Origin of the sequence: Nocardioides jensenii JCM 1364 = NBRC 14755, from assembly GCF_001552535.1 — a bacterium.
Classification (GTDB): domain Bacteria; phylum Actinomycetota; class Actinomycetes; order Propionibacteriales; family Nocardioidaceae; genus Nocardioides; species Nocardioides jensenii.
The window spans coordinates 14,258-28,759 of the sequence record NZ_BCRJ01000044.1 but is presented as its reverse complement, the minus strand read 5'-3'; the positions used below and the strand labels follow the sequence as shown (position 1 = coordinate 28,759).

Genomic DNA, 14,502 nt, shown 5'->3' with positions numbered 1-14,502 from the left:
AGCGACACATCCACGCGTCTGACACCCCTGTTCGCCCACAGCAGATTCGACACGAGGAACGGACTCAGCGCTCGACGGCCGACTTCAGGTGGGCGAGTGTGGCGGCCATGCCCTGCTCCAGCTCGTCGGCGTGCTCGTCGCTGCCCCCGAGCGCGAGAGGCGCGAAGGCCCTGCTGACCAGGGTCAACCGGCGCGTCACGGGACGACTGTGCACCACCCGCGTCCCCGCACCCTCCGCCTCCAGCTCGTAGATCCAGCGAGCCCCGCTGGAGGTCGTGTCCCAGCTGAGCCTGCGCGCCGGCTCGAGATCGACGACCACGTTGCGCGTCGGCCAGACGACGTACTTGCGGCGATTCAGCCCGAGATACCACTGACCGACCCGGAGCCCGCCCTTCTTCAGCGGCACCATCCGCAGCGTCTCGGGGCTCAGCTCGGGCATGCGGGACAAGTCGGAGAGCACGGCCCAGACCTGCTCGGGGGACCCGTCGATGGTGGTCTCCGCACGGAGCTCACGATCAGCGCTCATGCCAGCCACCGTTTCATGGCCTCATGCACGTCGGGATGGTTGAGCAGCCCGAAATGGTCGGACCCGGGCACGTGCAGCACGTCCGCGTCCGGGAACAGGTCGGGCTGGCGCCGCGACCGCCCGTGCGCCGAGGGCACCCGCACCAGGAGGTCGCCCACCAGGTGCCCGACCGGGTGTCGTGCGGACGCGGTGAGGGTCGCCGCCACCAGGCGGTAGCGCACGCCCGGCAGGGGCGGTACGTCGTGACCGAGGCCGTCGACGAGATCTTCGATGCCGACCGATCGGTGGTCGAGGATGCGCCCGAAGGCAGAGGTCTCGGGCAGGTGGGCCAGCAGCCGGCTGCCGTGGCCGACGGCGACCGCGAGTGGCGCGCCGGCGTGCGGGGCGCCCAGGGTGACGACATCGGTGATCAGGTCGGTCCAAGGACGGTCGTCCTCGGTGGCCACCGCGCAGGCAGCGCGCGAGACCAGGCCACCCATGGAGTGGCCCACCAACGCGATCCGGCCGGCCTCCACCGGCCACGCCGCCACGAGGTCGCGCAGAAGCGCCGCCACCTCGACCCCGTTGACCCGGATCGGCCGGCCGGTGTTGTAGCGGACCAGCACCGTCGTCCAGCCCAGCTCGGACAACGTCTCGGCGTACGTCGTGCCGACGTCCTCGCGGTGCAGGTCGAAGAAGGACTCGTTCTCCGAGAGCCCGTGGAGCAGGACCGCGATGCGGCCCGTCGCCCCGGGGAACGCCGTCGACAACGCCTCCGTGCTGAGCGGCACGTCCACACCGTTGCGACGCACGGACACCTCGATGGCCAGAGGTGAGCCCTCGTCGGCGAATCGGTCGCCGACCAGACCGTTGAGCGCGGCACGGACGAACCGTCCACGTGGGGAGGCGTCGAGCCGGGGGCCGAGGCCCTGGTGTCCGGCCGCACGCAGCGCGACCGAGCTGGTGGAGAGCCCCAGCCCGATCGAGGTGTAGATCGTCGTGGCGATTCCGTCGTGCACGAGCTGCGGGATTCGCGCGCGGTTGCCGGTGGCCCGGTTGAGCAGGCCGTAGACCCGACCCGCCCAGGCGCGGTGCGTGTCACGCACGGTCTGCAGCACGATCTCGTCGCCGTACGTCGGCAGCAGCCCGAGCGCGTCGAGCACGCCGGGCTGGGCGCTCGGCGTGGTGGGCTGGGCGGGAGTCGACACGGTGACACCTCCGGGACTTCGAGCGTTGACTTGTTGAGTGTACGCCTGTTCACTCAACAAGTCAGCATGATCCCGACCACGTGGCCATCAGCCGGGCTCATTCCAGCCAGGCCAGCAGCGCCTGGTGCACGTCGGGGTGGTTGGCCAGGCTGATCTCATGGGTCGGCACGTGGTGCAGCGTCGCCGAGGGGAACAGCGCCCGGGCTCGCCGAGGACGCAGGGGCAGTCGGTGCCGCCACCAGACCAGGCCGCCGACGAGCCCGCCGAGGCGGCTCTGCTGGAGCCGGGTGTGAGGAGTCACCACGACGCACCGCACGCCGGGCAGCGGCTCGGCGTCCGCGTCGACCAGGTCATCGGTCACGATCCCGGCCAGCTCCTCGTCCACGGCACGGGCGGCGGGAAGGAGCGCGCGACCGGCCGGCACCACCAGGTGCGGTGTGCCGAGCAGCACCATGTCGCCAACCAGGTCCTGCCAGGGCCGGGCGGTCAGGCTGCGCACCGCGCACGCGGCTCGCAGCACCAGTCCCCCGTGTCCGTGGCCGACCAGGGCGATCCGGCGTACGTCGCCGGGCCACCCGTCGACCAGCGCCTGGAGCGTGGCCGCGACGTCGACGCCGGACCCGGACGCCGCCCGCAGGTGCACCGGCGTCCAGTCGAGCAGGGAGGAGAGTCGACTGGCGTAGGTGCCACCGACCTGGTCGAGGTGCTGCTGCCAGACGGACTCGTCCTCGTCGGCCCCCGGCAGCAGGACCACGATGCGATCGGTGGCGTGCGGGAAGGCGCGCTCCAGCGAGACCGGGTCGGCAGGCACGTCCTGGCCGGCCGAGCGGATGGAGACCGGAGCGAGGTCCGGGGCAGCCGAGCGCGATCCGAGGCGCACCAGCGGCACGGCGAGCGCCAACGGCGACCGGCCCAGACCGAGCAGGCGCCACAGGCGCAGGGGGGCGGCGACCACCGACGACGAGCTCACGCATGCAGTCTGCGTGGTGGGGACGCGACTCTCCAACCGACCACGCCGGAACGAGACGCAGAAGCGCCCCCGACGATGGTTCCGTCGGGGGCGCCTCGAACGAGTCAGGCCGAGTCAGGCCGGGCCACGATGATCAGGCCTCGTCGGTCTCCGCGGTCTCGGGCTCGGTCTCCTCGGCCACGACCTCGGCCTCGGGCTCACCGATGGTGCCGTCGGGGCGCAGGTTCTTCAGCTCGACCACGTTGCCGGAGGCATCCTTGACGACCGCCGACTCGACGATCGTGGCCAGCGCCTTGCCGCGCAGGATCTCCTGGACGAGGTCCGGGATGTGGTTGTGCTCGAACATGTGGTTCGCGAACTCCTGCGGGTCCTGGCCGGACTGCTGCGCACGACGGATCAGGTGCTCGGAGAGCTCCTGCTGGTCGACGCCGAGCTCCTCCTTCTTCGCGACCTCGTCGAGGATGAACTGCGCGGTCACGGCGTCGCGGACGCGGCGGTCGAGGTCGGCCTCGAACTCCTCGACGGTCTGCTTCTCGTCCTCGAGGTACTTCTCCATGGTCAGGCCCGAGTAGACCAGCTGCTGCTCGACGTTCTGGCGCCGGGCGTTGAGCTCCTCGGTGACCAGGGTCTCGGGCAGCGGGATCGAGACCTGCTCGAGCAGCTTCTCCAGGACGGCGTCACGGGCCTCGGCGGCCTGCTCGAGGCGCTTGCCGCGGGTCAGGCGCTCACGCACGTCGGCGTTGAACTCCTCGACGGTGTCGAACTCCGAAGCCAGCTGGGCGAACTCGTCGTCGACCTCGGGCAGCTCCTGCTCCTGCACCTGACCGACGGTGACCTCGACGTCGACGGGCTCGCCGACAAGGTCGCCACCGACCAGCTCGGAGGAGAAGTTCTTGGTCTCGTCGGCAGCCATGCCGACCAGCGCCTCGTCGAGTCCGTCGAGCATGCCGCCGCGACCGACCTGGTAGGACATGCCGGTCACCTCGGCGCCCTCGAGCACCTCGCCGTCCTTGCTGGCCTTGAGGTCCAGGGTCACGAAGTCGCCGTCGGCGGCCGCGCGCTCCACGGTCTTCAGGGTGCCGAAGCGCTCACGAAGGGCCTGGACCTGCTCCTCGACGTCGGCGTCGCTGACCGCGAGGTCCTCGACCTTGGCCTCGACGCCGTCGTAGGCGGGCACCTCGATCTCGGGCTTCACGTCGACCTCGGCGGTGAACTCGAGGGTCTCGTTGTCCTCGAGCTTGGTCACCTCGATCTCGGGCTGGGCAAGCGGCTCGAGGTTGTTCTCCTGGAGGGCCTCGATGTACTTCTTGGGAAGCACCTCGTTGATGGCCTCGTCGAGGACCGCGCCACGACCGACCTGGCGGTCGATGACCGCGGCCGGGACCTTGCCACGGCGGAAGCCGGGGACGTTGATCTGCTGAGCGATCTTCTTGTACGCCGCGTCGAGGCTCGGCTTGAGCTCCTCGAAGGGCACCTCGACGGTCAGCTTGGCCCGGGTCGGGCTCAAGGTCTCGACGGCGCTCTTCACAGGTTTCTCCTCAGGTGTCAGGGGATGGTGCGGATGCAGGGAACAACTGTCGGGGCGACAGGACTCGAACCTGCGATCTCCTGCTCCCAAAGCAGGCGCGCTAGCCACTACGCTACGCCCCGCCAAGTGGCCCTCGGGACAAACCTCCAGGCACTTGGAGCGGATGACGGGAATCGAACCCGCGTAATCAGTTTGGAAGACTGAGGCTCTACCATTGAGCTACATCCGCGCGCACATTTGTGCGGTGTCATGGTGCCACACGCGCGGGCGCGGCTCCCAATCAGGTGCCCGCCGCAAACGGCTCGGCGCGAATCCGGGATCAGCGGCGGTGCAGCAGCAGGAGGGCACGGTCGTCCTGACGCGAGCCGAGCGACTCGATCAGCCTCCGGGCCGCGTTGTCGAAACCACTGCGCAGCAGTCGTTCGCCCTGGCCCTGCAATTTGTCGATGCCCAGGCTCAGCTCCCGGGTCGGGGTCTCCACCAACCCGTCGGTGTAGAGCAGGACCGCGTCGCCCGAACGGATCCGGCCACGGACGACGCTGAAGTCGGCCCCGGGGATCACTCCCAGGATCGGGCCCTCGGACTCGTGCACGATCCACTTGCCGGACCCGGCCAGCATCTGCACGGCCGGCGGGTGGCCCGCCGTACGCACGGCGAAGTCGCCGCTGTCCAGGTCGACGGTGAGGTGGACAGCGGTGGCGAACCCCTCGTCCCAGTTCTGTCGCAGCAGGTAGTCGTTGGCGGCCGGGAGGAACTCCTCGGCGGTGAGGGCGGTCAGCAGGCCGCCGAACGCGCCGGAGAGCAGCAGCGCGCGGGTGCCGGCGTCCTCGCCCTTGCCGGAGACGTCGACGACCACGAAGTCGAGGCGGGAGTCGTTCTCGCGCCTCGACGCCACCACGAAGTCCCCCGCGAACGGGGAGCCGCCGGCGGAGCGCAGCGCCGACTCGGCATACCAGTTCGCGGGCAGGTCGGGGAGCCGCCCCTGACTGAGGATGCGGTCGCGCAGGTCGACCAGCATCGACTCCCCCTGGGCGCCGGCCACCCCGAGCCGCGAGCGCCGGAACGAGGACATCAAGGTGATGAAGCCGAGCAGAAACAGCACCACGACCCCGATGACCAGCCGAGGGGACAGCTCCTGCCGGGTGACCGCGAAGGCGAGCACGGCCAGCACCGAGACCACGAACCACGGCAGCTGGCGGGGACCCAGGAACAGCCCGCCGAGATACATCGGCAGCACGACCAACGTCAGCGGCCACATCTCGGGCGCCAGCCAGAAGAGGACAGCGCAGGTCAGCGTCAACGCGATCAGGCCGACCAGCGCCAGGTTCGACGTCGCCAAGCCGCTCCGCCGCCAGCGTGCCCATCTGCGCCGGACCCGCCTCATCAGGACGGGCTGACCGGACTGGGCCACCGGTTCCTCCTGTCTGGAGAGTCGAACAAACTAATTGCGCCCTACTTTAGGCCAGCGCGTGAGCGGAACCGCGGTTGACAGCGAGGACACCAGAACGAGTTGCGCCCCACGAGCTCCTCGGTCCGGACCCGCGAACCACACACATGGCATGCCTGACCGGTACGACGGTAGACGTAGACCTCTCCCCCGTGGTCGTCTTTGCGCGGATCACGCCCCATCGCCTGGGGTTCGTGCTCGGGACGGACGGTGTCGATGCGCCCGCTGACCACCCCCACGGACATCAGCGCGACCAGGTCCTCCCAGATCGCGAGGAACTGTCCGTGCCGCAGGGTGTTCCCGGGGCGCAAGGGGTGCATGCGGTGCCGGAACAGCACCTCCGCGCGGTAGACGTTGCCGACTCCCGCGAGCACGGCCTGGTCCATCAGCAGGTCGCCGATCGGGCGGTGGCTGCTCGTGATCCGCCGCCAGGCCCGCTCCGGGTCGGCGTCGGCGCGCAACGGGTCGGGCCCCAGCTTCGCCACGACCGCATCGCGTCCGTCGGGTCCGAGCAACTCGCACTGGGTCGCGCCCCGCAGGTCGGCGTACGCCGGGTGCTCGCCGCCGGCGAAGATCCTCAGCCGCACCTGACCCTGCGGATGCGGGATCGCGGCCACCTGGGCTGCGACGTCGAACTTGCCGATCAGGCCGAGGTGCACGTGGATGAACCGCTCACCCTCGAACTCGACGAAGAGGTGCTTGCCGACGCTGTCCGCCTCGACGAGAACGGCGCCGTCGAGCACCGCTGCGTCCGCGGCGGAGCGGCCGGTCGGACTCTGCACCCGCACCGGGCGGCCGGCGAAGGCGTCGTGCAGATCGTTGGCCAGCTTGCGGAGGGTGTGCCCCTCAGGCATCCGCTGGCGCGCCCGGGCCGGCACCCAGGGCGGACTCGGGCAGCGGGGGAAGCTCGCCGTCGATCTCGTACGTCGACAGCTGGGCGATGCGGCGCACGTGGCGTTCCTCACCAGTGAACGGGGTCGAGAGGAAGGCCTCGATGAACGAGGTCATCTCGTCGACGGTGTGCATGCGGCCGCCGACCGAGATGACGTTGGCGTCGTTGTGCTCGCGCGCCAGCTCGGCGGTCTCCTTCGACCAGACCAGGGCCGAGCGGATGCCCCTGACCTTGTTGGCGGCCATCTGCTCACCGTTGCCGGAGCCGCCGATCACGACGCCGAGGCTGTCCTGGCCTTCGGCGCGCTCCGCGGCCACGCCCTCGGCGGCCCGGAGGCAGAAGACCGGGTAGTCATCGAGGGCGTCGTAGACGAACGGGCCGTGGTCGACGACCTCGTGCCCCGACTCGACGAGCCAGTTGAGCAGGTGGTCCTTGAGTTCCAGTCCGGCATGGTCGGATCCGAGGTGAACGCGCATGCGACGAATTCTGTCAGACCAGCATCCGCAGGAACCCGGCGACCTGACGGGTCAGCGGCTCCGCCGCGTCGAAGGCGTCGGGGTGACGCCAGAAGCCGTGCACCATGCCCAGCTGCCGGCTCGCCACGACCTTCACCCCAGCCTCGGCCAGCAGGTGGGCCAGGTGCTCGCCCTCGTCGCGCAGGGGGTCGTGCTCGGCAGTGACGACCAGCGTGGGTGGCAACGTGTTGAGGTTCTTCGCCAGCAACGGCGCGAGATCGGGGTCGGTGTAGTCGGCCTCGGTGGCGGCGTACTGCTGCCAGTACCACTGCGCCTCGCGCCGGTCGAAGCCTTCGGCCGCGGTCCCATAGGACTCGAAGCCGCCGGTCGGGTCGAGGAACGGGTAGATCAGCGCCACGCCCGCGAAGCGTCCCGGGTGGCGCAGGGCTGCGACCAGCGCGAGGTTCGCACCCGCACTGTCGCCGTGCACGAGGACGGGGATCTTGTCGCGCCGTTCCTCGTCGTCGCCGGTCAACCAGCTCTGCCCCGCCAACGGGAAGTTCCGTTCCAGCCAGGCGAGCACCGTGTCGACGTCGTCGGGCGCTGCGGGGAACCGGTGCTCGGGCGGTCGGCGGTAGTCGACGCTGAGCACCGCGAGGCCGCTGCGGTTCGCCAACCGGCGGACGGCCGCATCGTGCACGTCGACATCGTTGAACACGAAGCCGCCGCCGTGCAGGTGCACGACGAGCCCGGGCGTGGAAGCGGCCGGCCGGTAGTACCGGCAGGGCACTCCCCCGGCGTCGAGGTCGCGCACCTCGTCCACGTCCTCCCGCGGCTGACTGGCCGCGACCACGCGGGACTGGGCCCGCGCGGTCGCGATGTCGTACGACGGATCATGGACAGGTTGTACGCCGGCCTGGGCCTCGATGGCCCGGCGCGCCTGGGGGTAGAGCGCCATCAGTGGAGAGTCAGCGCGCCATCAGCGCGTCGAGCGCCACCGCCACCGCCGCCGCGACCCGGAAGTCGATGCGTTGGTCGGGCACGGTGACGGTGTACTTGTCGCGCAGGGAGGCCTTGCGCTCACTGGCGAACAGCGGTGCGCCGTCGGTGTCGGTGAAGTCGAAGTGGAAGCGCAGGAAGGGCACGTCGGTGAAGCGACGCAGCACCGCGACGAGGCCGCTGCGCTCCTGGCCGGTGCCGGCGAAGCCGGGGCCCTCGACGTGGAAGGTGGAGCGGAACAGGCTGGCCTTGAAGTCCTTGCGGAAGAAGCCGATCGGCTGGCCGTTCTCGTCGGTCACGTCGTAGCCGGCGTTGAGGTCGATCTTCTTGCGGGCCTTGAAGCCGAAGACCGGGCGGGTCTTGGCGGCGTCGGAGAAGAACGTGACCTGCTCCTTGAACGCGAAGCGCTTCTGCTCGGCCAGCGCCATCAGTTGGCCCTCGGAGCCGTCGGGGTTGGCGGCGATGATCTCGTAGCGGTTCACCATCATGGTGACCTTCTGCTTGACGAAGAACTGGGGCACGTACATCTCGGCTGTCATGATGCGGAGCCTAACCAGCGGCGCGACACCACAAACCCGGACCCACACCGAACTCACAGGTTCTTCTGAAGAGTTCTTGAGGTTGGCGCGATGGACTCTCTTCCATGGAGCCCTCCTTTCCGCCGCAGATGTCCGCGCCGACCCCGAGCACCGGCAGGCCGCATCGCCGGTGGCGACCCGTGGTGGCGGGTCTCGCCGCCGGCGCCACGCTCTCCGCGGCCGTCGCCGTGCCCCTGACCTGGCAGCTGGTGGAACGGTCCGGCGACGGCGCCCAGATGGGCGCGAGTGCGTCACCGTCGGCCGGGGCCGACGTTCCGGACTCGGGCCTGTCCGGGGCCGGCGACTCCGACATCGCCGGCGGCGACGCCTGGCCCTACGGCAACCAGGGACAGGTGCAACCGCAGCAGATCGGCCGGTCGACCGGCGAAGCCGCCACGGATGCCCAGACCAAGGGCGTGCTGCTGGTCGAGAGCACGCTGACCGACGGCTCCGGGGCCGGCACCGCGATGGTGATCGACTCCGACGGCGTGGCCCTGACCAACTACCACGTCGTCCACGGCGCGACCGACATCAAGGCGACGGTCGCGGCCACCGGAGAGACCTATCCGGTGACGGTGATCGGCCACGACGAGTCAGCCGACGTCGCCCTGATCCGACTTGAGGGCGCCAGCGGTCTCGACACGGTCGCCACCGATGACGACGACATCGCGACCACCGACGCCGTGACCGCGGTGGGAAACGCTCAGGGTCAGGGCCACCTGTCCGCCCTGGGCGGGACCGTGATCGGTCTCGACCAGAAGATCTCGGCCCAGACCGGGCCGGGCACGGGTGATGCCGAGGACCTCACCGGGCTGATCGCCACCGACGCCCCCGTGGTGGGTGGCTACAGCGGCGGGCCGGCGTACGACGCCGAGGGAGAGGTCGTCGGGATCACGACGGCCGCGGCCTCCGACGGCACCCGCAGCTACGTGGTCCCGATCGACACGGCCATGGACGTGGCCGACCAGATCGAGAGCGGCCACGAGTCGGGCACCGTCGAGATCGGGCCCAACGCGTTCCTCGGGGTCTCGGTGTCCGCCCAGACCGACGCTGCCACGCTGGCCGGCGTGGAGGAGGACGGGCCCGCCGCGGGTGCCGGACTGGCCGCCGGTGACACCATCACCCGTGTCGGTGACACCCCCGTCTCCTCGGCGGAGACCCTGGTCGCCGCCGTCGCCGACCACGAGCCCGGCGACCGGGTGCAGATCTCGTGGACCGATGCCTCCGGCGCCACGCACCAGGAGTCGGTCAGCCTCGGTGAGAGCCCGATCGCCTGAGCAGGGCGGGCGGACCGAGCATCCTCACTCGGCGAGCCGGGCCAGCTCCTCGTCGACGATCGCGGTGTCGAGCTTCACGAAGACCGGAGTCGGCTTCGCGATCGGCGTACCGACCTTGATCGGCGCCCGCTCCCAGGCCCGGACCCCGCGGTAGTCGCCGGTGATGATCGGGTAGCCGGCCCCGCCGTCGAGGTCGTCGGCCTCGACCACGTGCGGCATCGGCTGCACGTCGCCGGCGCCACCGAAGACCTCGTCGACCGCGTTGGCCGAGAACGGCAGGAACGGCGACAGCACGAGGTTGAGGTCGGCCACGCACTGGGCGACCACGTGCAGCACGGTGCCCAGTCGCTCGCGCTGGTCGTCGCCCTTGAGGGTCCACGGAGCGGTGTCGGTGACGTACTTGTTCACCTCGGCGACGGCCCGCATCGCCTCGCTGATCGCCTGCTTCTGGCGGTGGGCGCCGAGCAGGTCGCCGACGCTGCCGAAGGCCGCCTCGACGGTGGCCAGGATCGTGCTGTCCTCGTCGGTGAGCTCACCGGCGGCCGGGATCTCGCCGAAGTTCTTGGCGATCAGGGTGGCCGTGCGGTTGACCAGGTTGCCCCACCCTGCGACCAGTTCGTCGTTCGTGCGGCGGACGAACTCGGCCCAGGTGAAGTCGGAGTCCTGGTTCTCCGGACCGGCGGCGGCCACGAAGTAGCGGAACGCGTCGGGCTGGTAGCGGCTGAGCAGGTCGCGGACGTAGATCACCACGCGCTTGGAGGAGGAGAACTTCTTGCCCTCCATGGTGAGGAACTCGCTGGAGACCACCTCGGTCGGCAGGTTCAGCTCGCCGTACTCACGCGGCTTGCCGCCCTTGTCTCCCTTGCCTGAGTAGGCCAGCAGCTCGGCCGGCCAGATCTGGCTGTGGAAGGTGATGTTGTCCTTGCCCATGAAGTAGTAGGACAGGGCCTCGGGGTCGTTCCACCAGGCGCGCCAGGCATCGGCGTCACCGGAGCGACGGGCCCACTCGATGCTCGCCGAGAGGTAGCCGATCACCGCGTCGAACCAGACGTAGAGCTTCTTCGTCGGGTTGTCCTGCCAGCCCTCGAGCGGGACCGCGATGCCCCAGTCGATGTCACGGGTCATCGCCCGCGGCTTGATCTCCTTGAGGATGTTCTGGCTGAACCGGATCACGTTCGGGCGCCAGGTGCCCGACGCCTCGCGCTCGTCGAGCCAGCCGGTCAGCGCCTCGGCCAGCGCGGGCAGGTCGAGGAAGAAGTGCTGGGTCTCGATGAACTCCGGGACCTCCCCGTTGATCTTCGACCTCGGGTTGATCAGCTCGTGCGGGTCGAGCTGGTTGCCGCAGTTGTCGCACTGGTCACCACGCGCACCGTCGGCGCCACAGATCGGGCACGTGCCCTCGATGTAGCGGTCGGGCAGGGTGCGGCCGGTGGACGGCGAGATCGCGCCGTACGTCGTCTGCTCGACGAAGTAGCCGTTCTCGTAGACGCCCAGGAACATCTCCTGCACGACGGCGTGGTGGTTGCGTGCCGTGGTCCGCGTGTAGAGGTCGTAGGAGATGCCGAGTGCGGTGAGGTCTTCGGCGATCAGCCGGTGGTTGCGGTCGGCGAGCTCCTGAGGGGGTACGCCGGCCTCGTCGGCGGCGATCAGGATCGGCGTGCCGTGCTCGTCGGTGCCGGAGACCATGAGCACGTCGTGACCGGCCATCCGCATGTAGCGGCTGAAGACGTCGGAGGGCACACCGAAACCGGCCACGTGGCCGATGTGGCGCGGGCCGTTTGCGTACGGCCAGGCGACGGCGGACAGGACTTTGCTCATGGGGGTGATCCTAGGTCGGGCGGTCAGGACGGGTCACACCGGTTTCCCACCATGGATCACTGCCGGTGGCGGAGCTTGTGCACCAGCACACCGAGACCGACCGCGGCCACGCCGGCCGCGATCACACCGGGACGGGCCCTGAGGCGTCGGTAGTCCTCGTCGATCGTGGGCCACAGGGTCTGCGCGGTCAGCGCGTGGGCCAGCTCCGGGGTGGCACTCAGGTCGTCGACCGGCACCGGTTCGCCGAAGGCGATCTGCACCCGACGCGGCAGCGGCCAGCGCCGCTTCTCGGTGCCGGTGATCGCGGTCGGGATGATCGGCGCGCCCGCCTCGATGGCGATCCGCGCGGCCCCGCGCCGCGGAGTGCCCAGCGACAACGGGTCGCTGACCCGGGTGCCCTCGGGGAAGAGTGCCAGCACGTCACCGCGCGCAAGGATGGCCTTGGCGGTCGCGATGGCCTCGCCGTCGGACTCACCGCGCTTGACCGGGAAGCCACCGAGCAGGAGCAGGAAGCGGCCGCGGCGGCCGCGGAACAGCTCGGACTTGCCCATGAAGAAGATCCGTCGCTTCGTCACGGCCGAGACGAAGAACGCGTCCCAGAAGCTCTTGTGGTTGGGGGCGATCACTGCCGGACCGTGGTCGGGGACGTTCTCCCGACCGGTCACCCGCATCATGAAGAGCAGCCGCAGCACCGGCATCATCAGCAGCTTCACGAGCACCCAGGCGACCTTGCTGGTGCCGCGCCGGGCGATCTCGTGGGCTTCCTCATGACTCAGATCAGGCATGGGCGCCATGCTGTCACGCCGATTTCCCGCGGGGCCGCTACGGTCATGGGCATGTCCACGCTGATCGCCGAAGACCTGCTGCTGCTCCTGCTCGACGACGACTCCGGGAAGCTCGACGCCACCTATCTCACCCCGCTGCTCGGCGGTGCGGTGCTGCTCGAGCTGGCCATGGCCGAGTCCCTCGAGGTCCGCAAGAACGGGGCCTGGTCGTCCGCGAAGGTGCACGTGCTGACCGACGCCCGGCAGCCGTCCGACCCGATCCTGGTCGATGCACTGCGCACCACCGGCGACAAGGAGCGCACCGCCCAGGACCTCGTGAACCGCCTCGGCAAGGGTCTGAAGGAGACCCTGCTCGAGCGCCTGGTCGAGCGTGGCATCGTCGCGCACCAGGAGGACAGGGTGTGGGGCATCTTTCCGCGGGAGCGGTGGCCCGCGATCGACTCCAGCCACGAGGACGTCGTACGCCGGCAGCTGGCTGCGGCCCTGCTCGAGGGCGCGCGTCCCGAGGACCGGACCGCCGCCCTGATCGCGCTGTTGCACGCCGTGAGCAAGGCGCACCGCATCCTCGCCGACAACCACGGCATCGCCGCCCGGCAGATTCGCAGCCGGGCGAAGGAGATCGCCGACGGCGAGTGGGCCGCCAAGGCCGTGCGCGACGCGGTCGTCTCGGCGCAGGCCGCGATGACCGCGGCGACCACGGCCGCCACCACCGCGGCGGTCACCTCCGGCTGAGCCCGCCGCCAAGAAGGCGCCGGCCGACCTCGCCGGCCGATCCGGCAGCCGAGCTCGTCAGCTGTAGTAGCGGAGTCTGCGCTCGGCCCGGGTGCGGATGTCCGGCAGCAACCGGTAGAGCCGGGCTCCCGGGCAGGCCGTGTCATTGGTGTCGCGGTGACCGTCGATCCGGTAGAGCGCGACCCTCCGGCCGGCGGGGTACTTGTCACTCCCCTTGGAGTACATCCACGTGCGACCCGTCGCGTGCTGGCCGTCCAGGTCGAGCTTCCAGGCCGCGAGACGGACGATCGCGGTGACGGCGTACCTCGTCGGATTCTTCGACTGGTAGTTGCCGATCACCGCGATGCCCACGCTGTTGTGGTTGAAGCCGAGCGTGTGCGCCCCGCGGACTCGCTTGCGAGCCCCACCCGACCGCCCGATCCAGCTGCGGCCGAAGCGGTCGACCAGGAAGTTGTAGCCGATGTCGAACCAGCCGAGCGTCTGGGTGTGGTAGCGGTACATGCCGCGGAGGATGGCGGGTACGTCGGCCCGCGAGTAGCCGTTGGCCGAGGCAGTGTGGTGCACGTGCACCTGCTTGATGATGTTCGTGTAGTAGGGCGACCCGTTCAGCCAGTCGGGGTTGGGCTTCCAGACTCCACGGTCGTAGAGCGGTGGTCGCGGCGCCGACCGGGGGCGGCGGGCGGTCGCGGTGCGCGTGGCCGTGGTCGTGGTCGTGGTGCTGGGGGTCGCGGTGTCGTCCGTGGCCAGCTCGCCCGGGTCGATGAGGACCAGCTCGAGCTCGGTGCGGTCAGTCGAGCGGACCTGCACGCCGTCGGCCTCGCCGACCCACAGCAGCTCGGTGCCGTGCCGCTCCGCCTGGCGCGACTCGGCCTCGCCCACGGTCGGGAGGTCGGTGAGCGTGTCGAGATGTGTCCACCCGGACCAACCGCGAGTCCTGCGGACGCGCACCTCGACCTCGGGGTTCCCGGTCTCCCAGGTGACCGCGACCATCTTGTAGTCGTCGGTGGACATGGGCTGGGTCTGGATCCCACCGCCACGGGCATCGGCAGCAAGGCCCAGGGCCGCGGCTCGGGCCAGTGGGAGCGTGGCGGCACGCACGACGCTGCCCCTGTCCTTGACCAGGCGCACGTCGGGGTCGGTTCCGCTCGCGGTGCGCGCGCCTCGGTCACCGGCCCCACCACCGGACCAGACGAGCGCGACGAGCGCGGTGCCGACGAGGGCGGTGACCAGGGCCACGCACACGCCGACCCGGTGCGACGGACGGGCAGAATCTCTCCGAGTAACAGACATGACCTGATCCATCATGCG

General features: G+C 70.1%; 14 protein-coding genes and 2 tRNA genes. 2 read left to right on the top strand and 14 right to left on the bottom strand.

Annotated features, from left to right (window positions below):
* Positions 1 to 64 precede the first annotated feature (64 nt).
* The 11 genes from NJ4_RS10895 to NJ4_RS10845 form a co-directional block, all read right to left on the bottom strand.
* Positions 65 to 526 carry an SRPBCC family protein gene (locus NJ4_RS10895; protein WP_067434360.1) on the bottom strand — a complete coding sequence of 154 codons (462 nt, stop codon included), beginning with the start codon at positions 524 to 526 and terminating at the stop codon, positions 65 to 67.
* On the bottom strand, positions 523 to 1,713 hold the full coding sequence (locus tag NJ4_RS10890; RefSeq protein WP_067434357.1) for a lipase family alpha/beta hydrolase: 1,191 nt from the start codon (positions 1,711 to 1,713) through the stop codon (positions 523 to 525). Before NJ4_RS10890 ends, NJ4_RS10895 begins: the two co-directional genes overlap by 4 nt.
* A gap of 97 nt (positions 1,714 to 1,810) precedes the next feature.
* On the bottom strand, positions 1,811 to 2,683 hold the full coding sequence (locus tag NJ4_RS10885; RefSeq protein ID WP_067434354.1) for an esterase/lipase family protein: 873 nt from the start codon (positions 2,681 to 2,683) through the stop codon (positions 1,811 to 1,813).
* 133 nt (positions 2,684 to 2,816) lie between these two features.
* A complete protein-coding gene (gene tig, locus NJ4_RS10880) occupies positions 2,817 to 4,211 on the bottom strand; it encodes a trigger factor (protein WP_067434351.1) in 1,395 nt (464 codons plus the stop codon).
* A gap of 49 nt (positions 4,212 to 4,260) precedes the next feature.
* Positions 4,261 to 4,333 (bottom strand) — tRNA-Pro (locus tag NJ4_RS10875).
* Positions 4,334 to 4,366: 33 nt separating this feature from the next.
* Positions 4,367 to 4,440: transfer RNA gene (locus NJ4_RS10870), tRNA-Gly, on the bottom strand.
* A gap of 90 nt (positions 4,441 to 4,530) precedes the next feature.
* Positions 4,531 to 5,550 (bottom strand): PP2C family protein-serine/threonine phosphatase, encoded by a 1,020-nt coding sequence (locus tag NJ4_RS10865; protein WP_245644532.1) that lies wholly within the window; start codon positions 5,548 to 5,550, stop codon positions 4,531 to 4,533.
* Positions 5,551 to 5,663: 113 nt separating this feature from the next.
* On the bottom strand, positions 5,664 to 6,512 hold the full coding sequence (locus NJ4_RS10860; RefSeq protein WP_067434412.1) for an Fpg/Nei family DNA glycosylase: 849 nt from the start codon (positions 6,510 to 6,512) through the stop codon (positions 5,664 to 5,666).
* A complete protein-coding gene (locus NJ4_RS10855; RefSeq protein ID WP_067434348.1) occupies positions 6,505 to 7,026 on the bottom strand; it encodes a ribose-5-phosphate isomerase in 522 nt (173 codons plus the stop codon). The genes NJ4_RS10860 and NJ4_RS10855 overlap by 8 nt, the downstream gene beginning before the upstream one ends.
* Positions 7,027 to 7,039: 13 nt before the next feature.
* A complete protein-coding gene (locus NJ4_RS10850; protein ID WP_067434346.1) occupies positions 7,040 to 7,963 on the bottom strand; it encodes an alpha/beta hydrolase in 924 nt (307 codons plus the stop codon).
* A gap of 10 nt (positions 7,964 to 7,973) precedes the next feature.
* On the bottom strand, positions 7,974 to 8,543 hold the full coding sequence (locus NJ4_RS10845) for an LURP-one-related/scramblase family protein (RefSeq protein ID WP_067434343.1): 570 nt from the start codon (positions 8,541 to 8,543) through the stop codon (positions 7,974 to 7,976).
* Between the two features lie 104 nt (positions 8,544 to 8,647).
* On the opposite strand from NJ4_RS10845, the gene NJ4_RS10840 reads away from it, so the two are divergent.
* Positions 8,648 to 9,859, top strand: coding sequence for a S1C family serine protease (locus NJ4_RS10840; RefSeq protein WP_082748424.1), 1,212 nt, complete (start codon positions 8,648 to 8,650; stop codon positions 9,857 to 9,859).
* A 24-nt stretch (positions 9,860 to 9,883) separates the two neighbouring features.
* Here the strand turns inward: NJ4_RS10840 and metG are convergent, their stop codons facing one another.
* Together metG and NJ4_RS10830 are read right to left on the bottom strand one after the other, a co-directional pair.
* Positions 9,884 to 11,677, bottom strand: a complete 1,794-nt coding sequence (gene metG, locus NJ4_RS10835; RefSeq protein ID WP_067434337.1) for a methionine--tRNA ligase — start codon at positions 11,675 to 11,677, stop codon at positions 9,884 to 9,886.
* 56 nt (positions 11,678 to 11,733) lie between these two features.
* Positions 11,734 to 12,462, bottom strand: coding sequence for a lysophospholipid acyltransferase family protein (locus NJ4_RS10830; RefSeq protein ID WP_067434334.1), 729 nt, complete (start codon positions 12,460 to 12,462; stop codon positions 11,734 to 11,736).
* 51 nt (positions 12,463 to 12,513) lie between these two features.
* On the opposite strand from NJ4_RS10830, the gene NJ4_RS10825 reads away from it, so the two are divergent.
* Positions 12,514 to 13,194: a GOLPH3/VPS74 family protein gene (locus tag NJ4_RS10825; protein ID WP_067434331.1), complete on the top strand. Its 681-nt coding sequence runs from the start codon at positions 12,514 to 12,516 to the stop codon at positions 13,192 to 13,194.
* Positions 13,195 to 13,251: 57 nt separating this feature from the next.
* On the opposite strand, the gene NJ4_RS10820 is transcribed toward NJ4_RS10825, so the two are convergent.
* Positions 13,252 to 14,484, bottom strand: coding sequence for an N-acetylmuramoyl-L-alanine amidase (locus NJ4_RS10820; RefSeq protein WP_169799244.1), 1,233 nt, complete (start codon positions 14,482 to 14,484; stop codon positions 13,252 to 13,254).
* Positions 14,485 to 14,502: the final 18 nt, after the last annotated feature.